At 66.2% G+C, this 25055-nt stretch carries 23 protein-coding genes and 1 tRNA gene; all 24 read left to right on the forward strand.

What is annotated here, in order from left to right; all coding sequences use genetic code 11:
• Positions 1-157: 157 nt before the first annotated feature.
• The 24 genes from ACQ3DC_RS07320 (at position 158) to ACQ3DC_RS07435 (ending at position 25037) form a co-directional block, all read left to right on the forward strand.
• On the forward strand, positions 158-1291 hold the full coding sequence (locus tag ACQ3DC_RS07320) for a mannose-1-phosphate guanylyltransferase (RefSeq protein WP_157238756.1): 1134 nt from the start codon (positions 158-160) through the stop codon (positions 1289-1291).
• A gap of 56 nt (positions 1292-1347) precedes the next feature.
• On the forward strand, positions 1348-2547 hold the full coding sequence (locus tag ACQ3DC_RS07325) for an amidohydrolase (RefSeq protein WP_321215706.1): 1200 nt from the start codon (positions 1348-1350) through the stop codon (positions 2545-2547).
• 108 nt (positions 2548-2655) lie between these two features.
• The gene (locus ACQ3DC_RS07330; RefSeq protein ID WP_321215707.1) at positions 2656-3090 is read left to right on the forward strand and encodes a MarR family winged helix-turn-helix transcriptional regulator; all 435 of its coding nucleotides are present in this window, start codon (positions 2656-2658) and stop codon (positions 3088-3090) included.
• A gap of 49 nt (positions 3091-3139) precedes the next feature.
• Positions 3140-3568: an organic hydroperoxide resistance protein gene (locus ACQ3DC_RS07335; RefSeq protein WP_323056241.1), complete on the forward strand. Its 429-nt coding sequence runs from the start codon at positions 3140-3142 to the stop codon at positions 3566-3568.
• Positions 3565-4584, forward strand: coding sequence for an NADP-dependent oxidoreductase (locus tag ACQ3DC_RS07340; protein WP_430751932.1), 1020 nt, complete (start codon positions 3565-3567; stop codon positions 4582-4584). The genes ACQ3DC_RS07335 and ACQ3DC_RS07340 overlap by 4 nt, the downstream gene beginning before the upstream one ends.
• A 267-nt stretch (positions 4585-4851) precedes the next feature.
• Positions 4852-5961: a BMP family lipoprotein gene (locus ACQ3DC_RS07345; protein WP_421091970.1), complete on the forward strand. Its 1110-nt coding sequence runs from the start codon at positions 4852-4854 to the stop codon at positions 5959-5961.
• 177 nt (positions 5962-6138) lie between these two features.
• Complete coding sequence (locus ACQ3DC_RS07350; RefSeq protein WP_157238753.1) at positions 6139-7725, forward strand: ABC transporter ATP-binding protein; 1587 nt, start codon at positions 6139-6141, stop codon at positions 7723-7725.
• Complete coding sequence (locus tag ACQ3DC_RS07355) at positions 7718-9091, forward strand: ABC transporter permease (RefSeq protein ID WP_430751933.1); 1374 nt, start codon at positions 7718-7720, stop codon at positions 9089-9091. The genes ACQ3DC_RS07350 and ACQ3DC_RS07355 overlap by 8 nt, the downstream gene beginning before the upstream one ends.
• Positions 9088-10410, forward strand: a complete 1323-nt coding sequence (locus ACQ3DC_RS07360) for an ABC transporter permease (RefSeq protein WP_157238751.1) — start codon at positions 9088-9090, stop codon at positions 10408-10410. Before ACQ3DC_RS07355 ends, ACQ3DC_RS07360 begins: the two co-directional genes overlap by 4 nt.
• A 4-nt stretch (positions 10411-10414) precedes the next feature.
• Positions 10415-10831 (forward strand): cytidine deaminase, encoded by a 417-nt coding sequence (locus ACQ3DC_RS07365; protein WP_323056238.1) that lies wholly within the window; start codon positions 10415-10417, stop codon positions 10829-10831.
• A complete protein-coding gene (locus ACQ3DC_RS07370) occupies positions 10831-12174 on the forward strand; it encodes a thymidine phosphorylase (RefSeq protein WP_157238749.1) in 1344 nt (447 codons plus the stop codon). Before ACQ3DC_RS07365 ends, ACQ3DC_RS07370 begins: the two co-directional genes overlap by 1 nt.
• A 6-nt stretch (positions 12175-12180) precedes the next feature.
• Positions 12181-12810 carry a DedA family protein gene (locus tag ACQ3DC_RS07375; RefSeq protein WP_157238748.1) on the forward strand — a complete coding sequence of 210 codons (630 nt, stop codon included), beginning with the start codon at positions 12181-12183 and terminating at the stop codon, positions 12808-12810.
• Between the two features lie 127 nt (positions 12811-12937).
• Positions 12938-13666 carry a DedA family protein gene (locus ACQ3DC_RS07380; protein WP_323056237.1) on the forward strand — a complete coding sequence of 243 codons (729 nt, stop codon included), beginning with the start codon at positions 12938-12940 and terminating at the stop codon, positions 13664-13666.
• A 39-nt stretch (positions 13667-13705) separates the two neighbouring features.
• On the forward strand, positions 13706-14836 hold the full coding sequence (locus ACQ3DC_RS07385) for an adenosine deaminase (RefSeq protein ID WP_323056236.1): 1131 nt from the start codon (positions 13706-13708) through the stop codon (positions 14834-14836).
• Positions 14837-14894: 58 nt separating this feature from the next.
• Positions 14895-15494: a MazG nucleotide pyrophosphohydrolase domain-containing protein gene (locus ACQ3DC_RS07390; RefSeq protein ID WP_430751960.1), complete on the forward strand. Its 600-nt coding sequence runs from the start codon at positions 14895-14897 to the stop codon at positions 15492-15494.
• A 133-nt stretch (positions 15495-15627) separates the two neighbouring features.
• Positions 15628-16908: a phosphopyruvate hydratase gene (gene eno / locus ACQ3DC_RS07395; RefSeq protein WP_157238746.1), complete on the forward strand. Its 1281-nt coding sequence runs from the start codon at positions 15628-15630 to the stop codon at positions 16906-16908.
• Positions 16909-17032: 124 nt separating this feature from the next.
• Positions 17033-17692 carry an FtsB family cell division protein gene (locus ACQ3DC_RS07400; RefSeq protein WP_157238745.1) on the forward strand — a complete coding sequence of 220 codons (660 nt, stop codon included), beginning with the start codon at positions 17033-17035 and terminating at the stop codon, positions 17690-17692.
• A 28-nt stretch (positions 17693-17720) separates the two neighbouring features.
• Positions 17721-18392, forward strand: a complete 672-nt coding sequence (locus ACQ3DC_RS07405) for a DUF501 domain-containing protein (RefSeq protein ID WP_323056235.1) — start codon at positions 17721-17723, stop codon at positions 18390-18392.
• Positions 18389-19336 (forward strand): Ppx/GppA phosphatase family protein, encoded by a 948-nt coding sequence (locus tag ACQ3DC_RS07410; RefSeq protein WP_321215715.1) that lies wholly within the window; start codon positions 18389-18391, stop codon positions 19334-19336. The genes ACQ3DC_RS07405 and ACQ3DC_RS07410 overlap by 4 nt, the downstream gene beginning before the upstream one ends.
• A gap of 4 nt (positions 19337-19340) precedes the next feature.
• Complete coding sequence (locus tag ACQ3DC_RS07415) at positions 19341-20750, forward strand: S8 family serine peptidase (protein WP_157238744.1); 1410 nt, start codon at positions 19341-19343, stop codon at positions 20748-20750.
• Positions 20751-20785: 35 nt separating this feature from the next.
• Complete coding sequence (locus ACQ3DC_RS07420; RefSeq protein WP_430751934.1) at positions 20786-22285, forward strand: NAD(P)/FAD-dependent oxidoreductase; 1500 nt, start codon at positions 20786-20788, stop codon at positions 22283-22285.
• Between the two features lie 145 nt (positions 22286-22430).
• Entirely contained in the window at positions 22431-23375 is a 945-nt protein-coding gene (locus ACQ3DC_RS07425) for an N-acetyltransferase (protein WP_157238742.1), read from the forward strand.
• A gap of 20 nt (positions 23376-23395) precedes the next feature.
• Positions 23396-23469, forward strand: a tRNA-Leu gene (locus ACQ3DC_RS07430).
• Positions 23470-23681: 212 nt separating this feature from the next.
• A complete protein-coding gene (locus tag ACQ3DC_RS07435; protein WP_157238741.1) occupies positions 23682-25037 on the forward strand; it encodes an ABC transporter substrate-binding protein in 1356 nt (451 codons plus the stop codon).
• Positions 25038-25055 lie beyond the last annotated feature (18 nt).

Below are 25055 nucleotides of genomic sequence, written 5' to 3' on the forward strand. Positions count from 1 at the left end.
CCTTGGTGACCAGCAGTTGCGCGGATCCCGCGAAATTTTGAGACAAAGGACACACTCGCCGCGGCCAGTGCCGGGCATGGCTGCCAATTTGCCGTCCGGCAGGGGCCTGAACCGCTTGACGGAGGGTGCATTGCCCGTTCCGCTAAAGTAGGCGGTGATGAGTACAGACAAAGTGACAAGCCCGGCATCACCCCTTGACCGCTTCATCGCGGTGATCCCGGCCGGCGGCGTGGGGACCCGCCTCTGGCCCCTGTCACGCGCCGCAGCTCCCAAATTCCTGCACGACCTCACCGGCTCCGGCAGCACCTTGTTGCGTGCCACCTATGACCGGCTGCACCCGCTTGCCGGAAGCAAGGTGCTGGTGGTTACCGGGAAGGCCCACCGCGATGCGGTGTGCCGCCAGCTTCCGGAACTCGAGGATTCGGATCTCGTCCTCGAATCCGAGCCAAAGGATTCCGCGGCAGCGATCGGCCTTGCCGCCGCGATCCTCCACGAGCGCGACCCCGACACGATCATGGGGTCCTTCGCTGCGGACCAGGTGATCAGCCCGGACCACCTCTTCCAGGAGGCAGTCCGCGAGGCAATCCACACTGCGGCTGCCGGCAAGATCGTGACCATCGGCATCAAGCCCACCCACCCGTCCACCGGGTTCGGCTACATCCGCTCCGGCCAGGCCCTTCACATCGACGGTGCTCCGAGCGCCCAGGACGTGGTGGAGTTCGTCGAGAAGCCGGACGAGCAAGTGGCCCAGCAGTACGTGGACAGCGGCAATTACGTATGGAACGCCGGCATGTTCGTGGCGCCCGTGGCGCTGCTGCTCAAACACCTGGAAGCCAACCAGCCCGAACTGTTCGGCGGCCTGCAGGAAATCGCACGGGCCTGGGACACTCCCGAGCGGGACGAGGTCACCGCCCGCGTCTGGCCCACCCTGCCGAAGATCGCCATTGACTACGCGGTGGCCGAGCCTGCCGCCGAAGCCGGGGACGTCGCCGTCGTGCCTGGCTCCTTCCGCTGGGACGACGTCGGCGACTTCGCCTCCGTGGGCCGGCTCAACAGTGCCAAGGAAGTTGACGACGTCACTGTGCTGGGGGAAGGCGCGCGCGTCTTCACGGAAAACTCCAGCGGCGTGGTGGTCACCGACACCAAGCGCGTGATCGCCCTGATCGGAATCCAGGATGTTGTCATCGTGGACACGCCGGACGCGCTGCTGGTGACCACCATGGCCAACTCCCAGCGGGTCAAGGCCGCCGTCGACGCCCTCAAAGCCAGCGGGGATACCGACGTCCTCTGATGTAACGCGGCGACCGTGATGGCCGCTAATGCCGACACCCTCGCTAGAGTGAAACAGTGCGCAATTACACTACTGAAGCCGAGCCCACCGCCCTGGTGGCTCCGTGGCTCGAGCCGCTCCTGCCGGAACTGATCGACTTCCGCAGGGACCTCCACGCACACCCGGAACTCTCCTTCAAGGAATTCCGCACCACGGACAAGCTCGCCGAGCGGCTTGAAGCTGCCGGCCTCACGCCGCGCCGCCTGGAGGGCACCGGCCTCACGGTAGACGTGGGGGAGGGGCCCATTGCCACGGCACTGCGCGGTGACATCGATGCCCTGCCCATCATCGAGGAGACCGGCCTGCCGTTCGCCTCGAAGAACCATGGCGTCACCCACGCCTGCGGCCACGACGTCCACACCACCACCATGCTGGGCATCGCCCTGGTGCTGCACCGGATGCACCAGGACGAGCCGCTCGGCGCCACTGTCCGCATCATCTTCCAGCCGGCTGAGGAAACCATGCCCGGCGGGGCCCATGCCTGCATCGAGCAGGGCGTCCTGGACGGCGTGCCGAGGATCCTGGCCCTGCACTGTGATCCCCGGATCGACGTGGGCAAGATCGGGACGCGCATCGGCGCCATCACCTCAGCCTCCGACACCATCCGGATCGAGCTGTCCGGCCGCGGCGGGCACACGTCCCGTCCGCACCTGACGGAAGAACTCGTCTTTGCGCTGGCACAGATCGCAGTGAGCGTGCCCGCGGTGCTCTCGCGCCGGCTGGATGTCCGCAGCGGGGTGTCCGTGGTGTGGGGGCAGATCTCCGCGGGTTCGGCACCCAACGCCATTCCCGGCACCGGTTACATGGCGGGAACCATGCGGTGCCTTGACCGCGACGCGTGGCACGAGGCCGGCGAACTCCTGGACGAGGTGGTCCACCAGGTGGCCGCGCCCTATGGCGTGGACGTGCGGCTGGAGCACACCAGGGGAGTGCCGCCGGTAGTGAACTCGGAGCATGAGACGGCCATCATCGAAGCGGCCGCACGCGCCGAAATCGGGGAAAGCGCCGTGGTCCTGACCCCGCAGTCCATGGGCGGGGAGGACTTCGCCTGGTTCCTTGCCGAACTTCCCGGAGCCATGATGCGCTTGGGCACCAAGACTCCCGGCGGCGAGGAATACGACCTGCACCGCGGGGACTACATCGTGGACGAGCGGGCCCTGGGACTGGGCATCCGCGTTCTCACTGCAGCCGCGCTGCGCACCATCCGCGACATCTAATTCCGGGAAACGGGGTGTGCCCGATTGCGTCGGGCACACCCCCAAGACCACTTCCGTGCCGGGACAAGTAAGTTGTGCACAACTTACTTGTGTACTATCGTTTCTGTCATGACTGACGCACCCCGGCTAAACCACCAGGTCTGCTTTGCGCTCTATTCCGCCTCCCGGGCTGCCACCGCGGTATACCGCCCGGTCCTCGAGGACCTGGGCCTGACCTATCCGCAGTACCTGGTGATGCTGGTGCTGTGGGAAAACGAACCGCGCGGCGTGAAGGAGATCGGCGAGGAGCTCGGACTGGACTCCGGCACCTTGTCGCCGTTGCTGAAGCGGCTGGAAGCCCTTGGCCTGTGTGAGCGGCGCCGGTCTGGCGAGGATGAGCGCCGTGTCGCCATCCATCTTACCTCCGCCGGGCGGGAGCTTAGCGGCAAAGCGGGCGCCATCCCGCAGCGCCTCGCCCAGGCCGCGGGACTTACTGCCGAGGAACTGGATCAGCTGCGCAACACGCTGGACCGGCTGACGGACGCCCTCCACAAGGCGAACTGACAGTTCAGTCAAAAGAACTTATTCAACCCCTACAGGACGGATACCACCCGTGAAACCTCTATACACTGCCGAGGCACTCGCTTCGGGCGAAGGCCGCGACGGCAATGCGCGGACGAACGACGGGAGGCTGGACGTTACCCTGTCCAGCCCCGTGGAGCTGGGCGGAACGGGCCAGGGCACCAATCCCGAGCAGCTCTTCGCGGCGGGCTACGCCGCGTGCTTCCACTCAGCACTCCGATTGGTGGGCCGCAAGGAGCAGGCCGACCTGACGGATTCCGCCGTCGCGGCCAAGGTGCACCTGGGCCAGCTGGACGGCGCCGGGTTCGGACTCGCCGCTGAACTGGAGGTGGCGCTCCCTGCCCTGGACCTGGCAGCCGCCGAGGCGCTGGTGGCCAAGGCTCACGAGATCTGCCCCTACTCCAACGCCACCCGCGGCAACATCAGTGTGGACATCAGGATTCTGGAGTTCGCCGCATGAGCGCCGGAACCTTGCCCGCCAGCACCCGCGAAATCCAACTCGCCTCCCGCCCGGTAGGGCGGCCAACCCCGGATAACTTCCGGCTGGCCGAGTCCCCGCTGCCTGAACTTGGTGACGGACAGGTCCTGGTGCGCAACCTGTTCATCTCCGTGGACCCCTACATGCGCGGCCGCATGAATGACGTGAAGTCCTATTCAGCGCCGTTCGCCCTGGGCAAGGCGCTCGACGGCGGCGCGGTGGGTGAGGTGATCGCGTCCCGTTCCGATGAGCGAAAGGAGGGGGACGTCGTCGTGCATTCACTCGGCTGGCGGGACTATGCGGTGGTGGACGCCGCGGCCGCCACGCCTGCCCGCACCACACTTGCCCCGGCGTCCGCGTTCCTCGGCGCCTTGGGCATGACCGGCCTTACCGCCTATGCCGGGCTGCTCAAGGTTGCCCGGTTCGCTCCGGGAGATGCCGTCTTCGTCTCCGGCGCTGCAGGGGCAGTCGGTTCGCTCGTAGGCCAGATCGCGAAGGCGATGGGCGCTTCCCGCGTCATCGGCTCGGCAGGTTCCCCGGCCAAGGTGGCACGGCTCCTGGAGCTGGGCTTCGACGCCGCCTTCGACTACCACGACGGGCCTGTGCGCGGCCAGCTGGAACAGGCCGCCGGCCCCGGCGGCATTGATGTCTACTTCGACAATGTGGGCGGAGAGCACCTCGAGGCGGCACTGGCCGTCCTCAACGTTGGCGGGCGGGTGGCGATGTGCGGGGCCATAGCCCAATACAACTCCACCGAACTGACGCCTGCGCCCCGCAACCTGATGCTGGCCATCGGCAAGCAGCTCACGCTTAAGGGGTTCCTGGTGGGCGGCCAGCGGCAACACGCCGCGGAGTTCGCCGAAAAGATGGCGGGCTGGCTGGCTGACGGCACGGTCCGCTATGACGAGACGATCGTGGACGGGCTGGAAAACGCCCCGCAGGCGTTCATGGACCTCCTGGACGGGGCCAACACCGGAAAGATGCTGGTGCGCCTTTAGCCAGGCGCCGCGACCTGCGGCCGCCATGGCCAACCGATAGGGGTGCCGCTAACAGGCGGTGCCCCTACTGGTTGGTAACAACTTGTAAACAATCTTCGGGATACCCTGCGGCTGTGCTACGGGACGTGGCGCAGGCCACTAAAGTGGGTGCCATCAGTGCGCTCCGGCGCAGTGCTGCGTGCCCTCAGTGACAACAGAATTTCAGTGTAGAAACGGACACTCATTGAATTCGAGCCGTAGCGCCACTCTCTTCATCCTGGAGGAAAATTGAAGAAATCACTGCGTGCAAGTTTCAAGCGCGGTTCAATGGCCGGCGTGGCTACCCTCGGTGCTTCGGCGCTCGTGTTGACCGCCTGTGGCGCAGCCCCGGAAGCCGGAAGCACCTCAACTGCAGGAGCCAGCGACTACACCGGCTGCATCGTTTCCGACTCCGGCGGGTTCGATGACCAGTCCTTCAACCAGTCCTCCTACGAGGGTCTCAAGAAGGCCGAGAAGGACCTGGGCATCAAGGTCAACCAGGTGGAGTCAAAGACCAACAACGACTTCGAACCCAACCTCAGGGCGATGGTTACGGCCGGCTGCGACCTCACCGTCACCGTGGGCTTCCTGCTCGGCGACGCCACCAAGGCGCAGGCAACGGCCAACCCGGACAGCCACTTCGCCATCATCGACTTCGGCTACGCGACGCCCATCAGCAACGTCAAGCCGATCATCTACGACACCGCCCAGGCAGCCTTCCTTGCCGGCTACCTCGCTGCAGGGACCACCAAGACCGGAACGGTTGCCACCTTCGGCGGCATCAAGCTTCCCACCGTCACCATCTTCATGGACGGCTATGCGGACGGCGTGAAGTACTACAACGAAAAGAAGGGCAAGGACGTCAAGCTCCTTGGCTGGAACAAGGAAGCCCAGGACGGCAGCTTCACCGGTGACTTCGAGAAGCAGGACGTCGGCAAGCAGCTCACCCAGAACTTCCTGGACCAGGGCGCGGACATCGTGATGCCCGTGGCCGGTCCGGTAGGCAAGGGTGCAGGCTCTGCGCTCAAGGAGGCCAAGGCAGCAGGCAAGGACGTCAAGCTGATCTGGGTGGACTCCGACGGGTTCCTGACGGCACCTGACTACAAGGACATCATGCTGTCCTCGGTCATGAAGCAGATGGGCGACGCCGTGGAGGCAGTCGTCAAGGAGGACAAGGAAGGCAAGTTCAGCAACACGCCGTACGTTGGCACCCTGGCCAACGAGGGCGTCCAGCTGGCCCCGTTCCACGACCTCGACTCCCAGGTCCCGGCCGAACTGAAGTCCGAGCTGGACCAGATCAAGAAGGACATCATCGACGGGAAACTGAAGGTCGAGTCCGCGGCAAGCCCCAAGGCCTGACCCCGCCTGAGCGCCACCCCCGGCCGGTAACCGACTGGCCGGGCGGTGGCGCTTTTTTGCTGGCTGCCCCCACCTGGCCGCAGCCTGCCTTTCCCATGACTGCACCCACTAGGCTTGGTGCTGCAGCCACATATCCCGTCCGGTCGATCACTGGACGCTTCGAGATTGGTCAGAGTTTTGAAACTTGAACTCCGAGGGATCACAAAACGCTTTGGCACCCTGGTGGCGAACGACCACATCAACGTGGTGGTGGAATCCGGACAGATCCACTGCCTGCTGGGTGAGAACGGGGCCGGAAAATCCACCCTCATGAATGTGCTGTACGGGCTCTACGAACCGTCTGAGGGCGAGATCCTGGTTGACGGCACGCCAGTTTCCTTCCGCGGACCGGGAGACGCCATGGCGGCGGGCATCGGGATGGTGCACCAGCACTTCATGCTGGTTCCCGTCTTCACGGTCGCCGAGAACGTGGCGTTGGGCGCCGAGCCCACCAAGGCCGCGGGCTTCCTCAACCTTGACGAAACGCGCCGCCGGATCAAGGAGATCTCGGACCAGTACGGCTTCGACGTGGACCCGGACGCGCTGGTGGAGGACCTGCCGGTGGGCGTCCAGCAGCGGGTGGAAATCATCAAGGCGCTGGTCCGCAATGCCAGGGTCCTCATCCTGGACGAACCCACCGCCGTCCTGACACCGCAGGAAACGGACGAACTGCTGGACATCATGCGCCAGCTCAAGTCCGGCGGAACGTCCATCGTCTTCATATCCCACAAGCTGCGGGAAGTGAAAGCAGTCTCGGACACCATTACGGTGATCCGCCGCGGCAAGGTGGTGGGGACGGCTGACCCCGCTGCGTCCACTACCGAACTGGCCTCCATGATGGTGGGCCGTGCCGTCAACCTCAAACTGGATAAAGCACCGGCCCGGCCGAAGGAAAAGACGTTCGAGGTCCGGGACCTTACCGTCATCGCTCCCAACGGCCAGCACGTCGTGGACGGCCTGAGTTTTGAGATAGCCAGGGGAGAGATCCTTGCAATTGCCGGCGTCCAGGGGAACGGCCAAACCGAGCTGACGGAGGCGATCCTCGGCCTGCAGGAGCGGGTCCACGGCTCCATCCTGCTGGACGGGCAGGAGCTCGTGGGCCGCAGCGTCAAAGAGGTCCTGAACGCAGGAGTGGGCTTCGTGCCCGAGGACCGTTCCGTTGACGGCCTTATCGGCACTTTTTCGATTGCCGAGAACCTGATCCTGGACCGGTACGATCAGGCCCCCTTCGCAAAGGGCATCAGCATGAGCCCTGCCAAGGTGCTGGAAAACGCAACTTCCCGGATCGAAGAGTTTGACGTCCGGACCCCTTCAGGAGCCCTTGCCGCCGGAACGCTTTCCGGCGGCAACCAGCAGAAGGTGGTGATGGCCCGCGAGCTGTCCCGTCCGCTGCGCCTGTTCATCGCCTCCCAGCCCACCCGCGGCGTGGACGTGGGGTCCATCGAATTCCTGCACAAGCGGATCGTGGCTGAACGCGACCAGGGCACGCCCGTCATGATCGTCTCCACCGAACTTGACGAAGTGATGGAACTGGCCGACAGGATCGCCGTGCTCTACAAGGGCAAACTGGTGGGCGTGGTTCCGGCCGGAACCAGCCGCGACGTCCTGGGCCTCATGATGGCGGGCATCCCGCCGGAGGAACACACGTCCACGACAGGCAGTGAACAGGGTCCCGCCGCCACCACGGCTTCCGTATCCGACGCCGAAGGAGGCGACCATGTCTGACACGCATCCCCCCAAGCACGCGGCCGGCGAGCCTGGCCCCGAGGCGCAGGAGCCCGCCGTCCCGGACGAGCGGACGGCCGCCGTCGTGGCCGTTGATACTGCCGGCGGGGTCATGGAACCATCCGCCGTTCCGGCCACCGCCCAAAGCGGAAAGATCCCCGGCGGTCCCGACACCCTGCTGCGCAAAATCTTCACCGGCAGCGGCATGGTCTCCGTCCTGGCGGTCCTGCTGGCCCTCATCATCGGCGGGCTGCTGATTGCCAGCACCGACAAGCAGGTGGCCACCACCTCCACGTACTTCTTCGCACGGCCCACGGACTTCCTGTCCGCCGTCTGGAACGCAGCCACGCGTTCCTATATCGCCCTGTTCCAGGGCTCGGTCTTCAACCCCCGCGGCAACAGCGTTGCGGCCCAGTTCGCGCCGTTCATGGAGACCCTTACCATCGCCACCCCGCTCATCACGGCCGGCCTGGGCGTAGCGCTTGCCTTCCGCGCGGGGCTGTTCAACATCGGCGCCCAGGGCCAGATCATCGTGGCCGGCATCCTGGCCGCCTGGGTGGGTTTCGCGCTCGACCTTCCCGTGGGCCTGCACCTGCTCCTGGTCCTGGCGGCAGGCATCATCGGCGGCGCCTTCTGGGGCGGTCTCGTCGGCCTCCTCAAGGCCCGCACGGGGGCCCACGAAGTCATCCTGACCATCATGTTCAACTACATCGCGCTCTACTTCCTGCGGTACCTGCTGAACACTCCGGCGTTCCAGCGGCCGGGGGAGTCGAACCCCATCTCGCCCATCCTGGACCCTACCGCTGTCTACCCGCAGATCTTCGGCACCCAGTACCGGCTCCACCTCGGCTTCCTCCTGGCCATAGCCACCACTGTCCTGGTCTGGTGGCTCCTCAACCGCTCCACCGTGGGCTTCGAATTCCGCGCAGTAGGCGCAAACCCCAAGGCGGCGCAGACAGCGGGCATCAACGTGTCCCGCTCCACCATCCTGGTGATGGCACTCGCCGGAGGGCTGGCGGGCATGTCCGGCGTCGCCCAGGTGGCGGGCACGGAGAAGGTCCTTACCGACGGCGTTGCCGCCACCTATGGCTTCGACGCCATCACAGTGGCCCTGCTGGGGCGTTCGACGCCGTGGGGCACCTTCGCAGCCGGCCTGCTGTTCGGCGCCTTCCGGGCCGGGGCGGTCCAGATGCAGATCCAGACCGGCACGCCCATCGACATCGTCCTGGTGGTCCAGTCCCTGATCGTGCTTTTCATTGCAGCACCGCCCCTCGTCAGGGCCGTATTCGGCCTCAACCCGCGGCGCAGGAAGCCGGCCAAAGCCGGCAAGTCCCGTAAGGCAGCAACCACCGGAGGTGCAGCATGAGCACAACAGTTTCCTCGCCCCGCTCCGGAAAACCGCAGCCGGAGGACGCCTCAGCGAAGGCAGGTTCCGCCCTCTCCAGCAAACCCGTCAGCTGGCGGACGCCGGCGATGCTCACGGCCTTCGGCCTGATCGCCCTGGTGTTCTTCGGCCTGATGGCCCCCAACCAGACGGCCAGCTTCGGCATCTCCACTGGGGAAGACTTCTTCCAGCTGCCGGCCCTGGCGGTCAACGCGGCTGCCGGCGGCATCGTGCTGTCCGTCCTCCTGCTGGGGCTCGCCGCCTATGCGGTGTACCTCAAGACCAAGGACATGCCGGCCCCGGGCTGGCTGACGGTGACCTTCATCGTCCTGTTTACGGCCGCCTTCCTCATCTGGGTGGTGGGCGGCGCCCGCACCCCGAACATTTCGCTGGCCGGCCTCATCGCCGGCTCGGTGACCCTCGCCGTTCCGCTGGTGTTCGGATCACTGTCCGGCGTCCTCTGCGAACGGGTGGGCGTGGTAAACATCGCCATTGAGGGCCAACTGCTGGGCGGTGCGTTCACCGCCGCCATTGTGGCCAGCATGACGCAGAACCCCTTCATCGGGCTGCTGGCTGCTGCCGTGGCCGGTGCAGTGGTGTCCATGGTGCTGGCACTCTTCAGCATCAAGTACCTGGTGAACCAGATCATCGTCGGCGTGGTCCTGAATGTGCTGGTTTCGGGTGTGACCGGGTTTCTGTTCAGCACGGTGATGCAGGCCAACAAGGCGCAGTTCAACTCGCCCCCGGGGCTGGACATCATCGAAATCCCCGTCCTGTCCAGCATCCCCGTGATCGGCCCCATCCTCTTCCGGCAGTCCCTGGTGGGCTACCTCATGTACATCGCCGTCCTGGTGGTCTGGGTGGGCCTGTTCAAGACACGTTGGGGCCTCCGGGTGCGCGCCGTGGGCGAACACCCGCAGGCCGCGGATACCCTGGGCATCAACGTGAATGCCACCCGGTTCTGGAACGTCACCCTTGGCGGCGCCGTGGCCGGCATCGGCGGCTCCTTCTTTACCCTGGTGGCCATCGACAGCTTCACCAAGGAGATCTCCGGCGGCCGCGGCTTCATCGCCCTGGCAGCCCTGATCTTTGGCCGGTGGAACCCGATCGGAGCCTTCTTCGCAGCGCTCCTGTTCGGTTTCGCGGACAACCTCCAGAGCATCGTCACGATCATCGGCACGCCCGTTCCAAGCCAGTTCATGGCCATGCTCCCGTACCTGGTGACGGTCCTCGCAGTGGCCGGGCTGGTGGGCAAATCCCGGGGACCGGCGGCCAGCGGCATCCCCTATGTCAAGGGCTGACGTCGTGGACAGCACTGCGGGCGCCGCGCGGCCGGTTGACTGGGCCGCGCTGGAGGCATCCGCCGTCGCCGCCATGCGCCACGCCTACGTTCCCTACTCGAAGTTCCCGGTGGGAGCGGCGGCACTGACCCACGACGGCCGTATTGTCAGCGGCTGCAATGTAGAGAACGCCAGCTACGGCCTTACCCTCTGTGCCGAGTGCGCGCTGGTGGGCAACCTGCACATGACCGGCGGCGGGCTGCTCCGCGCCTTCTACTGCGTGGACGGCAGCGGCAACATCCTCATGCCCTGTGGACGCTGCCGCCAGCTGCTGTACGAGTTCCGCGCCCCGGACATGGAGCTCATGACGACCCAGGGCATCAAGTCCATGGACCAGGTGTTGCCTGACGCCTTCGGTCCCGAACACCTGAAGGAAACATAATGACTGACAAGGTGACAGAGACCCGCGCAGTGGACAACATTGCCGAACCCTTCGACGCCGTCGACATCATCCGCGTAAAGCGGGACAAGGGCACCCTCAGCCCGGAACAGATCGACTGGACCATCGATGCCTACACCCGCGGCGCCATCGCGGACGAACAGATGGCAGCCCTGAACATGGCCATCCTGCTCAACGGCATGGACCGCACCGAGATCGCCCGGTGGACCGCTGCGATGATCGCGTCCGGCGAACGCATGGATTTCTCCAGCCTTCGCCGGCCTGACGGCGGCCTGAAGTACACGTCTGACAAGCATTCCACGGGGGGCGTGGGGGACAAGATCACCCTGCCGCTCGCGCCGTTGGTTGCGGTTTTCGGGGTCGCCGTACCGCAGCTCTCCGGCCGGGGCCTTGGCCACACCGGCGGCACCCTGGACAAGCTTGAATCCATCCCTGGCTGGCGTGCCTCCCTCAGCAATGAGGAAATCCTGGCCCAGCTCCAGGACGTGGGCGCGGTGATCTGCGCCGCCGGCGCCGGCCTGGCCCCGGCGGACCGGAAGCTGTACGCACTGCGGGACGTCACGGGCACGGTTGAAGCCATTCCCTTGATTGCCTCCTCCATCATGAGCAAGAAAATCGCGGAAGGGACCGGCTCCCTGGTCCTGGACGTGAAGGTGGGCAGCGGCGCCTTCATGAAGGATGAGGCCAGGGCCCGGGAGCTTGCCGAGACCATGGTGGCGCTGGGCAAGGACGCAGGAGTGAACACCGTGGCACTGCTCACCAACATGGATACCCCGCTGGGACTGACCGCGGGCAACGCCATCGAGGTCGAAGAATCCTTGGAGGTGCTTGCCGGCGGCGGCCCGGAGGACGTGGTGGAGCTGACCGTCAGGCTCGCCGAGGAAATGCTGGCCTCGGCGGGAGTGAACGACGCAGATCCGGCCGCCGCCCTCAAGGACGGCCGCGCCATGGATGTCTGGAACCGCATGATCGAAGCCCAGGGCGGCGATCCGCGGGCCAAGCTTCCGGCGGCCCGGGAGTCCGAGGTGGTCTACGCCCCGGCGGACGGCGTGCTTGTGGAACTTGATGCCCTGGCCGTCGGTGTTGCAGCCTGGCGCCTGGGCGCCGGCCGTGCCCGCAAGGAGGACGCCGTGCAGGCCGGTGCCGGGGTCCGGATGCACGCCAAGCCCGGCGCCGTGGTCCGGGCCGGCGAGCCCCTGATGACGCTGCTCACGGACACCCCGGAACGGTTCGCGCGGGCGAAGGAGGCGCTGGAGCACGCAGTGGTCATTGCGCCCGAGGGATCGCGGCCGGCGCAGCGGCTGATCATCGACCGAATAGCATAGGGATCCATGCAGGCCATCAATGACTTCATCCTCGCCGCAGCCGGGCAGCCCTGGGTGCTGGTCCTGGTGCTGGCCTGCTGCGTCATTGACGGCTTCTTTCCGCCCATCCCCAGCGAGTCGGTGGTGGTGGGCCTCGCCGCCGTTGCCGCCACCGCGGACGTCCCCAACCCCTGGGTCCTGATGCTGGTGGCTGCACTGGGGGCATTCTCGGGGGACAACATTGCCTATCTGATCGGCCGCAAGGTCGGCACCAGGAGATGGGGGTGGATGCGTAACCCCCGGATGCAGAGCGCCTTCCGGTGGGCGGGCAGGGAACTGCGGAAGCGTCCGGCCTCGCTCATCCTCGTGGCGAGGTTCGTTCCGATCGGGAGGGTGGCAGTGAACCTGACAGCGGGCTTCACGCATTACCCCCACGTGCGTTTCATCGGCCTCACCGTTCTGTCCGCGACCCTCTGGGCCGGCTACTCCGTGGGGATCGGGCTGTTTTTCGGGCAGTGGTTCGAGGACAACCACCTTTTGGGCGCCGCCATCGCCATCATCTGCGCCGTGGCGCTGGGGATCCTCGTGGACCTGGGCATCAACCGCCTCCGTCGCCGACCTCCGATGGTGGAACGGATGAAGGAACCGGAAGCGTAGTTGAAGCGTTGTTCCAGGAAGGCCAGGGCGTAGCGAATCGCGCCTTGGCCATGGGACACTTAGGAACGATTTCCGCTTTGGCTGCGCCACTTACGGCTATGCCATTTTGCATAGGAGCAAGACCCGCGTGGAGTTTATTAATGAGGCCGTGCTCCATGCAGCTGGTCAGTGGTGGATTTACCCGATACTGCTCGTGTTCTTCTTCGTTGACGGCTTCGCGATGGTGGTCCCCAGCGAGACCCTGATCGTGGCACTGGCGGCCTTTTCCCGGCACAGCGGGGAGCCCAATCTTTGGATCCTCGGCCTGACAGCCCTGGTTGGGGCCATTGCCGGGGACAATATGGCGTTTATGCTCGGACGGCGGATTGGCCTGGACCGGTGGAAGTGGATGCGCCGCCCCAAGGTCCAGAAAGCCTTCGGCTGGGCCCGCTACGAGCTCGAAAAGCGCGGCGCCGTGCTGATCTTTACTGCCCGCTACATTCCGTGGGGCCGGGTGGCCGTCAACTACGTGGCCGGCAGCACGGGCTTCGCCCACCGGCGCTTCTTCCTGCTGGATGCCTTCGCCTGCATCACGTGGGTGGGCTATTCGATTGGCATCGGCCTGCTGGCCAGTTCGTTCCCCTGGCTCCACCACAATCCGCTGCTCAGCGCGGGCATAGCCGTGGTCTTCGCCATCGTGCTCGGCATCCTCATCGACCACGTCCTGCGCTGGTGGCACAAGCACCTTGCCCGCAACGACGCCGAAGAGGTTGATGAGTGGCTTGACGGCGGTCCCTCCGGCGCCCGGGGACCCGGTAACGGCAGCTCGGCCATCCTCGCTCCTGCGGCCCGGGACGGCAAGCCAGCCGCTAATTAGCGGCTGGCTTTGAACTCCCGCCCACCCTAAGGTGGGAAGGTGACTGAGCCCATTGTTGACGCTGCCCCTGCCATCGATTTCGACCTGAAGAACCTCCCGAAGGTCTCCCTCCACGACCACCTGGACGGAGGACTGCGTCCGGCCACCATCATCGAACTGGCCGAGGCCGTTGGCCACACGCTGCCTTCCACCGATCCCGTGGCGCTGGGCGAATGGTTCCGGGAGTCCGCCAACTCCGGCTCGCTGGTCCGCTACCTGGAAACGTTTGACCACACCGTTGCCGTCATGCAGACCCACGAAGGCCTGTTCCGGGTGGCCAAGGAGTTCGTTGAGGACCTCGCTGACGACGGCGTGGTGTACGGCGAAGTCCGGTGGGCGCCCGAGCAGCACCTCCAGAAGGGCCTCACGCTGGACCAGGCGGTGGAGGCCGTGCAGGAGGGACTCGAAGCCGGCGTCGAAGCCGTAGGGGAGAGCGGACGCGAGATCCAGGTGGGCCAGCTCATCACCGCCATGCGCCACGCGGACCGCGGGCAGGAGATCGCTGAACTCGCCGTCCGCCACCGCAACAAGGGCGCCGTCGGCTTCGACATCGCCGGAGCCGAGGACGGCTTCCTGCCTTCCCGTTTCCGGGACGCCTTCACCTACCTGGCCCAGCAGAACTTCCCGGCCACCGTGCACGCCGGCGAGGCCGCCGGGCTGGACAGCATCCAGTCCGCCCTGGTGGACGGCCGCGCCCTGCGGCTGGGACACGGCGTCCGGATTGCCGAGGACATCATGGTGGAGTTCGACGACGATGCAGAGGACACGATTGGCCTGGTCACCCTGGGCGACCTCTCCAGCTGGATCCGCGACCGCGGCATCGCCCTGGAAATCTGCCCCTCCTCCAACCTCCAGACCGGTGCGATTGCCGGGTTCGGCGAGGGCATCGAAAGCCATCCCCTGGACATGCTCTACCAGCTCGGCTTCAACGTCACCATCAACACCGACAACCGGCTGATGAGCGGTGTCACCCTGACCGACGAGTTCGAACTGCTGGTGGAAACCTTCGACTACGACCTCGATGACCTGCTGGAGCTGACGCTCAACGCGGCCGAGGCTGCCTTCCTGCCGCTCGAGGAGAAGGAAGCCCTGGTGGAGTACATCAACGACACCTACGCGAACCTTGGCTGAAACTCCCGCCGAAGGACTGGTGGCGGTCATAGCGCAACTGCGGGAACACTGCCCGTGGATGGGCGCCCTGACGCACGCCTCCCTGGTGGAATACCTGCTGGAAGAGGCGTTCGAGGTGGCCGAGACCATCGAGGCCGGCGTGCCGGCGGAGAAGGATTTCGACGTCGAGCTCCAGGGCGAGCTGGGCGACGTCCTGCTTCAGGTGGTCCTGCACGCCCGCCTCGCTGAGGAACGCGGCGCCTTCACGTTCGACGACGTCGCGCGCGGCCTGGGTGCCAAGATGGTCCGCCGCAACCCGCACGTGTTCCGCCCGGACGGCTCACTGCAGGACAGCTTTCCCGCAACGGTCGAGGAGATCGTGCAGAAGTGGGATGCGGTGAAGCGGGCGGAGCGGCCGGAGCGGCAGGATCCGTTCGAAGGGATCCCGCTGGCCCTGCCGGCGCTCGCGAGGGCGCAGAAGTCCATCGACCGCGCGGCAAGGGCAGGCGTCGAACTGCCTGCACAGGCTCCCATCCCGGAAACGGAAGAAGAACTCGGCGAGCTGCTGCTCGCCGTCGTACGCGCCGCACACGCCAACGGATTCGACGCTGAGCGCGCCCTCCGCGGCGCCGTGCGGAAGTACCAGCAGCACGTCCCGCAGCAGCACCAACAAAGTTAGCCGCACCATCATGACGTCCGGGGGTGGATAGTTTTCCGTAACCCGGACCACTCTCGACTACGCTGGTCTGTGACGAGTACGTCGAGTCTTTCTGCAAGATCCCCCCGTTAATCGCCCATAAGGAGCAAAATTCATGGCGCTTATCGATGCCATCCACGCCCGCGAGATCCTCGATTCCCGTGGCAACCCGACCGTAGAAGTTGAGGTACTGCTCTCCGACGGCCAGATCGGCCGCGCCGCAGTTCCCTCCGGTGCTTCCACCGGTGAGCACGAGGCTGTTGAACTGCGCGACGGCGACAAGGGCCGTTACCTCGGCAAGGGCGTCCAGAAGGCCGTGGACGCGATCATCGACCAGATCGCTCCGGCCCTGACCGGCTTCGACGCCACCGACCAGCGCAGCATCGACCAGGCCATGCTGGACCTGGACGGTACCCCGAACAAGGGCAAGCTGGGCGCCAACGCCATCCTGGGCGTTTCCCTGGCCGTTGCCAACGCAGCCGCCGCCTCCGCGGACCTGCCCCTCTACAAGTACCTCGGCGGACCGAACGCGCACGTCCTGCCCGTGCCGCTCATGAACATCCTCAACGGCGGCTCCCACGCGGATTCCGACGTCGATATCCAGGAATTCATGGTTGTGCCGCTGGGTGCCGAAACCTTCTCCGAGGGCCTCCGCTGGGGCGTTGAGGTCTACCACGCGCTCAAGTCCGTCCTGAAGGAAAAGGGCCTCGCTACCGGCCTGGGCGACGAAGGCGGCTTCGCGCCGAACCTGCCGTCCAACCGTGCAGCACTGGACCTGATCCAGGAAGCCATCAAGAACGCCGGCTACACCCCGGGCAAGGACATCGCGCTGGCCCTGGACGTGGCCTCCTCGGAGTTCTTCACCGACGGCGCCTACCAGTTCGAAGGCAAGTCCCTGACCTCCGCCGAGATGAGCGCCTACTACGCCGAACTCGTGGCGGACTACCCGCTGGTCTCCATCGAGGACCCGCTGGACGAGAACGACTGGGACGGCTGGAAGACCCTCACCGACTCCATCGGCGACAAGGTGCAGCTGGTGGGCGACGACCTCTTCGTCACCAACCCCTCCATCCTGCAGCGCGGCATCGACACCAAGACCGCCAACTCTCTCCTGGTGAAGGTCAACCAGATCGGTTCCCTGACCGAGACGCTCGACGCCGTCAGCCTGGCCCAGCGTGCCGGCTACACCACCATCACCTCGCACCGCTCCGGCGAAACCGAGGACACCACCATCGCCGACATCTCGGTGGCCACCAACGCCGGCCAGATCAAGACCGGCGCCCCGGCCCGCTCCGAGCGCGTGGCCAAGTACAACCAGCTGCTGCGCATCGAAGAGGAACTCGACGACGCCGCCCGCTACGCAGGCCGCAGCGCGTTCCCGCGTTTCAAGGGCTAGTAGCCGCGTAAAGCAAACAACGGTGGCTATGGTTGAAAGACCATAGCCACCGTTGCTGTTTCGGCAGCATTTGTTTCAGCCCAGATAGTGGCGGCCCAGGCAGGCTGCGCGTTTCAGGAGTGTCATGGCTACCCGCCGTCCCAAAGTTCCCAAGGTCGCCCCATCCCGCGCCGCAAAGGAAGCCCCCGAGGGCGCGGACGTCATCCTCGCGGACTTCGGCCCGGGCAAGGACACGACGGCAGGAGACGCGGCCGGCGCACAACCGGCCGGCACCGCAGCCGGACGCCGGGACCAGGCCTCCCGCAAGGGGCCTGAACAGGCCCGCCGCAAGGGCAGCAGCGCCACCGACGGCAAGGCAGGCCCGGCGGCTCCCGCAGACGACGAAGACCAGCAGCCGGTACCGGCCAAGGCGTTCTCCGGGCGGATGCTGGCGCTGGCCGTGGTGATGATTGCCATCACCATCATGCTTGCGCCCACAGTGAAGATCTTCTTCGACAAGAAGGCCGAGATTGACGCGCTGAATGCCGATATTGCCGCCCGCCAGGCGGAAGGCGACACCCTGCGGCAGCAGGTGTCCCGCTGGCAGGACCCCAACTACGTGAAGCAGCAGGCCCGCGACCGCATTAACATGGTTATGCCGGGAGAAACCGGCTACTGGGTCTTCGGCAGCGATCTGCCGGCCGGAGAAACCAGCAGCCAGGCCGGTGCAGCAACACAAGACCCCGCCGATCTGCCGTGGGTGGATTCCCTGTGGGAGTCCATCACGCGCGCGGCTACAGACTGAACCGCAACAGGAAGGACGGCCCGCCACAGTGGAACACAACACGGCAGCCGCCCGGGACGAATCCCGCCAACCATCAGCGCACGATCTTGAAGTCCTGAGCCGCCAGCTGGGACGGCCGGTCCGTGATGTGGTGGAAATTCCTGCCCGCTGCGTCTGCGGCAATCCGCTCGTGGCCGCCACGGCTCCCCGGCTCAGCAACGGGACTCCGTTTCCCACCACCTTTTACCTGACACACCCGGTCATCACCTCAGCGGTGTCGCGGCTCGAAGCCGCAGGCGTCATGAACGAGATGAATGAGCAGCTGGCCGGTGATGAAGAACTGTCCGCGGCCTACCGCGCAGCACACGAAGACTACCTCGCGGCCCGCGACGCCATCGGGGAACGGTCCGGCATCGGGGCTGTCCCCGAGATTGACGGTATCTCCGCCGGAGGCATGCCCACGCGCGTCAAATGCCTGCACGTCCTGGTGGGGCATTCCCTGGCCGCCGGGCCCGGGGTCAACCCGCTCGGGGACCAGGCGCTGGCCGGCATCACCGAATGGTGGACCGCGGACAGGTGCTACTGCGACGGCGCCTGGGACACCACGGGCGAGGCACCGTCCAGGGACCTGAGCCGCCACGGGCCGCAGGGTTTGCCGGACATCGTGGGCCGGCCGGCCCCGGTGCGGAAATCCGCCGACACGGCTGGAGCCGCGGAGTGACACGCGTTGCGGCCATTGACTGCGGCACCAACTCCATCCGCCTCCTGATTGCCGACGTTGAACGGACCAACGGCACCACCTCGCTCAAGGACGTGGTGCGGGAAATGCGCGTGGTGCGGCTGGGCCAGGGGGTGGACGCAACGGGCGAGCTGGCACCGGAGGCGCTGGAGCGCACGTTTGCGGCAACCGCTGACTATGCTGCGCTCATCCGCGACCACGGCGCCGCCAGGGTCCGTTTTGTTGCAACCTCGGCCAGCCGCGACGCACGCAACCGGCAGGTCTTCGTGGACGGGATCCGCGACCTGCTTGGCGTGGAGCCCGAAGTGATCTCCGGCGACGAGGAAGCCGCCTTGTCCTTTGCCGGAGCCAGCAGCGTGCTGCCCATCCTGGACGGGCACGAGGTGCTGGTGGTGGACCTGGGCGGCGGCAGCACCGAGTTCGTCCTGGGTACGGCTGCCGGGGTCACGGCCGCAAAGTCCGTGGATATCGGTTGCGTCCGCCTGACTGAGCGGCACCTCCAGGACGATCCCCCCACTGCCCAACAGATAGCGGACGCCGAAGCGGACGTGGACGCAGCCATCGCCCGCGCCCGCCGCGACGTGCCGCTGGAACGCGCCACCGCCGTCGTCGGTGTTGCCGGGTCCATCACCACCATCACCGCACACGCGCTCGGACTGGCCGAGTACTCGCCGGCTGCAATCCACGGCACCGAACTGCCCCTGGAAACCGTCCGGGCGGCCTCCACCGGCCTTCTGGAGATGACCAGGTCGGAGCGGGCCGCACTGCCCTACATGCACCCCGGGCGGGTCGACGTGATCGGTGCCGGAGGGCTGGTGTGGCGGCGCATCCTGGAACAGCTGGGGGAGCTGACCGGCGGCCGCGTCGCCACAGCTACCGCCAGTGAGCACGACATCCTCGACGGCATCGCCCTGAGCATCGGCTGAGCGGATGCACTACTTCATTCCACGGGCGACGCCCCCGCTTCGCCGTGCCGCCGCAGCGCTGCTTGCCCTGCTCCTGGCTGCCTGCTGCCTGGGTACCGGCCTCTTCGCCGCTCCCGCAGCGCACGCGGACGAATGGCGGGACAAGCAGTACTGGCTTCCTGAGTCCGGCATCACCAAGGCCTGGGAAGTTTCCAAGGGTGCGGGGGTCAAGGTGGCCATCATCGACAGCGGCATTGACGCGCAGCACCCTGACCTGAAGGGCGCCGTGATCGGCGGCTACGACGCCTCCGGCTCGGGCCAGCCGGACGGACAGAAAAGCGTGGGCGTGAAGCCGGAACACGGCACCCTGGTGGCCACGATGCTTGCCGGACGCGGACACCAGCCGGCCAGTGCCAGCCCCAGCCCGGCGCCCGGCCCGGCCGGCCTGCCCCCGGAAGGAATCGTAGGCGTGGCACCCGAGGCGCAGCTCCTCTCCGTCTCCACGTGGCTGGGTTCCACCAACCCCTCCGGCAAGAGCGACCAGGACCAGATCCCGGAAGCTGTCCGCTGGGCGGTGGACAACGGGGCAAAGGTCATCAATATCTCGCTCGGCAGCACCACTCCGCAGTGGCCCCAGAGCTGGGATGCGGCGTTCCTTTACGCCGAGCAGAAGGACGTGGTCATCGTCGCGGCTGCCGGGAACCGGGTGGGCGGCAACATCCAGGTGGGGGCTCCGGCCACCATCCCCGGGGTCCTCACGGTCGCCGGCCTGGACCGCAAAGGCGTGGCCAGCGTTGACGCCTCCTCCCAGGGCATCAGCATCGGCGTGGCCGCCCCGGCGGAGAACCTGCTGGGCGGCCTTCCGGGCGGTGGCTACGCCGAATGGGCCGGAACGTCCGGCAGTGCCCCCATTGTTTCCGGCGTGGCGGCACTGATCCGCTCCAAGTGGCCGGCCATGAGCGCAGAGCAGGTGATCAACAGGATTGTGTCCACGGCCAAGGATGCCGGGGCGCCGGGGAAGGATCCGCTGTACGGCTTTGGCGTGCTGAACGCCGAGGCGGCGCTGAAGGACGATGTCCCGGAAGTCACCGGCAACCCGCTGGGGTCCATCGCCGAATGGATCAGGGTCCACCGCAGGGGAAACCTGGCTTCTCCCGCGCCGCTGCCCACCACCGACGTTCCCAGCGCAGTCCCCACGCTGCCCGAAGCAACGGTGCCTGCAGCTGAGGCGCCCTCGAAGCGTGACAGTGCCATCGGCGCCGCCGTCGTCATTGGCTTTGCCGTGCTGTTCGTGGCGATCATCGCGGCCGCCGCGGTCCAGCTGCGCCGGGCCGCCAGGAACCCCGCCCTGCTCAGTGAAGAAGCGGAAACGGGGGCTGTCCAAAGGGTGGAATCCCGCGGAAAACCTGAGATTACGGGCCGAACTCCCAGTTAGTGAAGATTTTCACAAACTGTTGTATTCTTAAACCCATGGCAACCACCCCAGAGCTCCAGGACCGTCCCAGGGTACTCGTCGTCGGCGGCGGGTACGTCGGCCTGTACGTAGCACTCAAACTGCAGAAGAAGATCGCGAATGCCGGTGGCATCGTCACCCTCGTGGATCCACTGCCCTACATGACCTACCAGCCCTTCCTCCCTGAGGTAGCCGGCGGAAACATCGAGGCCCGCCACGCTGTGGTCTCCCACCGCAAGCACCTCCAGCAGACCGAACTGATCCAGGGCCGCGTTACCTCGATCGACCACGAGAACCGCACCGCGGTTGTGGCTCCCGCCGACGGCGGGGCTCCCTTCGATGTTCCGTACTTCGACGTCGTCCTGGCGGCCGGCGCCATCACGCGTACGTTCCCCATCAAGGGACTCGCGGACAAGGGCATCGGCCTGAAGACCATCGAGGAAGCGGTTGCCCTCCGCAACAAGGTCCTGGAGCGCATCGAACTGGCCTCCACCATGACCGATCCCGCTGCCCGCGCCAAGGCCCTCACCTTCGTGGTGGTCGGCGGCGGCTTTGCCGGCATCGAATGCATCACCGAGATGGAGGACCTCGCCCGGGCCGCCGTCCGGAACAACCCGCGCATCAAGCAGGAGGAAGTCCGCTTCGTCCTGGTTGAGGCCATGGGCCGGATCATGCCCGAGGTCACCGCCAAGCAGGCTGAGTGGGTTGTGGAGCACCTCCGCAGCCGCGGCATCGAGGTGCTCCTGAACACCTCGCTGGACAGTGCCGAAGGCACCCTCAAGCTCATCAACCTTCCGGACAAGTCCCCGGCCCAGGAGTTCGAAGCGGACACCCTCGTGTGGACCGCCGGCGTGCAGGCCAACCCCATGGTCCGCTCCACCGATTTCCCGCTCGAGCCCCGCGGCCGCGTCCGCGTCCTGCCGGACCTCCGCATCGCCGGTGACGAAGGCATCATCGAGAACGCCTGGGCCGCCGGCGACGTCGCGGCTGTTCCGGACCTCACCGGCAAGGGCCTCCCGGACGGCACCTGCGTCCCCAACGCCCAGCACGCCCTCCGCCAGGCCAAGCGCCTCGCCAAGAACCTGTGGGCTTCCCGCTGGGACAAGCCGCTCAAGGACTACAAGCACAAGAACCTGGGCGCTGTAGCCGGCTTCGGTGAGTGGAAGGGCGTCGCCAACATCAACCTGGTTGGCAGCATCGGCCTCAAGGGCGGCCTCGCGTGGCTTGCGCACCGCGGCTACCACGGCCTCGCCATGCCCACGTTCGAGCGCAAGTTCCGCGTGATCCTGAACTGGGTCATCGCCTTCTTTGCCGGCCGCGACACCACCCAGCTCATGGACCTGGACAACCCCCGGGGCGCCTTCGTGGCAGCAGCCGCCCCGGCACCCAAGCCGGCGGCTGCGCCGGCTCCGGCACCCGCTCCGGAGCCCGCCGCTGTGCCCGCCGGATCCGGTTCCACGGCGACGGCACCTGCCGCTGCCGAAGCCAAGGAAACCGTTTCGGCCAAGGCCAAATAGCGCCTGCGCCGCGCCCTGCGCTGCAACGTCCGACGGCGGCTGTCCCCTTCCAGGGGGCAGCCGCCGTTTGCGTGGGCCCCGCAGGATGTGTCCGGGCCGGCCGCACTTCCCGCCGACGGCGTTGCCCGGCTTCTAGACTGGCACCATGACTGGCGAAAAAAACCTCGAGGCACTGTTGGCCGGGATGCATCCGGTACAGCGCGACGGCGAATACGTCTACGTGCTGTGGCCCTACGGGAGGGCGCTGGTGGAGGGCATCGAGGCGGCAGTCCGCGAGGCGGAAGGCCTGACGGTGGTGCTGCCCCGGGCGGTGGCGGACAGGGAAGGCCTGCCCTACGACTTCGTGGGTGCGTGGATCACCCTGCAGGTGCATTCCGCCCTGGAGGCTGTAGGCCTCACCGCCGCCGTCAGCAAAGCGCTCACCGAGGCAACGATCAGCTGCAACGTGCTGGCCGGCTTCCACCATGACCACCTGCTGGTGCCGGTGGCGGATGCGCCCCGGGCCCTGGAGGTCCTTGCCGATCTTTCCGCGCGGAGCCGGCAGGCGCCGCCGTCGGAGCTGGTGCTGCGCGACGAAACGCCGGAGGACCGGGAAGCGATCCTGGCCCTCACGGCTGATGCCTTCGCCGTCTCGCCGGTCACGGAGTTGCCCGTGGAGGGTGAGCCGGCGGAGGTGCGGGTACTGCGCGGGCTTTTCGGGTCGGAGGAGTACCTGCCGGAGTTCAGTGTGGTGGCGGTCCAGGACGGCAAAGTGGTGGGCCACGTCATCAGCACCCGGGGCTGGGTGGGCGACCACCCGCTGCTGGGCCTGGGTCCCCTCGGGGTCACGCCGCGGCTCCAGCGGCACGGTATCGGTTCGGCGCTCATGAAGGAGACAATCAGCCGGGCGAACGCTGCCGGGGAGAGCGGCATCGCCCTCCTTGGCAGCCCCGCGTATTACTCCCGGTTTGGTTTTGTCCCCGCCACGTCGCTGGGGGTCCTGCCGCCCGAGGAATCGTGGGGAGACCACTTCCAGCTGCTGCCGCTCGCGCTCTGGCCGGGTGGAGTCCACGGCACCTTCCGGTACGCCGAACCGTTCAGGCTCGTCTGACGGGATACCATTGACCGGGCGCCCCAGTAGCCCAATTGGCAGAGGCAGCGGACTTAAAATCCGCGTGTTGTGGGTTCGAGTCCCACCTGGGGTACAAAAGCAGGCCAAAGGCCCAAGAAACGGAAGCCGTCCGCACGCAGCGGGCGGCTTCCGGCGTTTAATTCCACATATGCAACTACTGTTATAAGGATGTGACCTCAGTCACTTATCTTCCCCGTGTATATGCATTAGCTTGAAACTAAATCAGGAACACCTGGTTTTTTCGTGTCAAAGGCCGTTCGCACCTTTAGATCGAGGAGCTCGTAAATGACTTTATTCCCCCAGGCGGGAACCCGTGTTGCCAAGCTGACAGCGCTTGGCATCGGCGTTGCCTTCATGGCAACGGCATGCGGCGGTTCGTCCACACCCACGGCAACCGAATCTTCCGCCACCGGATCTGCGGCAGGAATCGCGTGTCCGGCAGCTGAGGGCGGCGGAGGCGCGGCCGCCAGCCAGGCTGCCGACACCCCCTCGGTGCCGCCGTCAACCGCCACTACTGAAACCCCGCTGCGGATTGGCTCGCTCCTTCCCACCACCGGCTCGCTGGCCTTCCTCGGCCCGCCCGAAATCGCCGGCGTCAACCTTGGCATCGAGGAAGTCAACAAGGCGGGCGGCGTCCTGGGCAAGCCGGTCGAAGTAATCCACCGCGACTCCGGTGACACCAAGACCGACATCGCCACGCAGTCCACGTCCGCGTTGCTGGGCCAGGGGGTCAGTGCCATCATCGGTGCAGCGTCCTCCGGTGTATCCAAGACGGTCATCAACCAGATCACCGGCGCCGGTGTCATCCAGTTCTCACCGGCCAACACCTCCCCGGACTTCACCACGTGGGATGACAAGGGCCTGTACTGGCGTACAGCGCCTTCCGACGTTCTCCAGGGCAAGGTGCTCGGCAACTACATGGCCACCTGCGGCGCCCAGACCGTGGGCATGATCGTCCTCAATGACGCGTACGGAACCGGGCTGGCCAAGAACATCAAGTCGGCCTTTGAATCGGCCGGCGGCCAGGTTGTGGCGGAGGAGCTCTTCAATGAGGGCGATACCCAGTTCAGCAGCCAGGTGGACAAGGTCATTGCCGCCAAGCCGGACGCCATCGCCCTGATCACCTTTGACCAGGCCAAGAGCATCGTCCCGCTGATGACGGGCAAGGGCGTCAAGCCCACCCAGATGTTCCTGGTGGACGGCAACACCTCCGACTACAGCAAGGACTTCCAGGCGGGCACCCTGAAGGGCGCGCGGGGCACCATCCCGGGCACCTTCGCCCAGGAGAACTTCAAGAAGAAGTTGCTGGCCATCGACCCCGCCCTGAAGGACTACAGCTACGCCGGTGAATCCTACGATGCCGTCAACCTGATCGCGCTGGCAGCCGAGTCGGCGAAGAGCACCAAGGGCGTGGATATTGCAGCCAAGCTCAAGGAAGTCTCTCAAGGCGGCGAGAAGTGCACGTCCTACGCCTCCTGCGTCACGCTGATCCGTGCGGGCAAGGATGCGGACTATGACGGCCAGTCCGGCCCGGTGACGTTCTCTGACGCCGGTGACCCGACGGAAGCCTACATCGGCATCTACGAGTACCAGGATGACAACAAGTACAAGGCAGTCAAGGAAGAGTTCGGCAAGCTCTAACAGCCCCGCCTGATACAC

Origin of the sequence: Paenarthrobacter sp. NEAU-H11 (genome assembly GCF_050573415.1) — a bacterium.
Classification (GTDB): Bacteria; Actinomycetota; Actinomycetes; order Actinomycetales; family Micrococcaceae; genus Arthrobacter.

Excerpts from the sequence above, each read along its gene's own strand:
- ACQ3DC_RS07330 (WP_321215707.1), top strand. The coding sequence starts at position 2,656 with ATGACTGACGCACCCCGGCTAAACCACCAGGTCTGCTTTGCGCTCTAT.
- ACQ3DC_RS07415 (WP_157238744.1), top strand. The coding sequence starts at position 19,341 with ATGCACTACTTCATTCCACGGGCGACGCCCCCGCTTCGCCGTGCCGCC.
- eno (WP_157238746.1), top strand. The coding sequence starts at position 15,628 with ATGGCGCTTATCGATGCCATCCACGCCCGCGAGATCCTCGATTCCCGT.
- ACQ3DC_RS07340 (WP_430751932.1), top strand. The coding sequence starts at position 3,565 with ATGAGCGCCGGAACCTTGCCCGCCAGCACCCGCGAAATCCAACTCGCC.
- ACQ3DC_RS07435 (WP_157238741.1), top strand. The coding sequence starts at position 23,682 with ATGACTTTATTCCCCCAGGCGGGAACCCGTGTTGCCAAGCTGACAGCG.
- ACQ3DC_RS07355 (WP_430751933.1), top strand. The coding sequence starts at position 7,718 with ATGTCTGACACGCATCCCCCCAAGCACGCGGCCGGCGAGCCTGGCCCC.
- ACQ3DC_RS07420 (WP_430751934.1), top strand. The coding sequence starts at position 20,786 with ATGGCAACCACCCCAGAGCTCCAGGACCGTCCCAGGGTACTCGTCGTC.
- ACQ3DC_RS07320 (WP_157238756.1), top strand. The coding sequence starts at position 158 with ATGAGTACAGACAAAGTGACAAGCCCGGCATCACCCCTTGACCGCTTC.
- ACQ3DC_RS07360 (WP_157238751.1), top strand. The coding sequence starts at position 9,088 with ATGAGCACAACAGTTTCCTCGCCCCGCTCCGGAAAACCGCAGCCGGAG.
- ACQ3DC_RS07425 (WP_157238742.1), top strand. The coding sequence starts at position 22,431 with ATGACTGGCGAAAAAAACCTCGAGGCACTGTTGGCCGGGATGCATCCG.
- ACQ3DC_RS07375 (WP_157238748.1), top strand. The coding sequence starts at position 12,181 with ATGCAGGCCATCAATGACTTCATCCTCGCCGCAGCCGGGCAGCCCTGG.
- ACQ3DC_RS07400 (WP_157238745.1), top strand. The coding sequence starts at position 17,033 with ATGGCTACCCGCCGTCCCAAAGTTCCCAAGGTCGCCCCATCCCGCGCC.
- ACQ3DC_RS07390 (WP_430751960.1), top strand. The coding sequence starts at position 14,895 with ATGGGCGCCCTGACGCACGCCTCCCTGGTGGAATACCTGCTGGAAGAG.
- ACQ3DC_RS07370 (WP_157238749.1), top strand. The coding sequence starts at position 10,831 with ATGACTGACAAGGTGACAGAGACCCGCGCAGTGGACAACATTGCCGAA.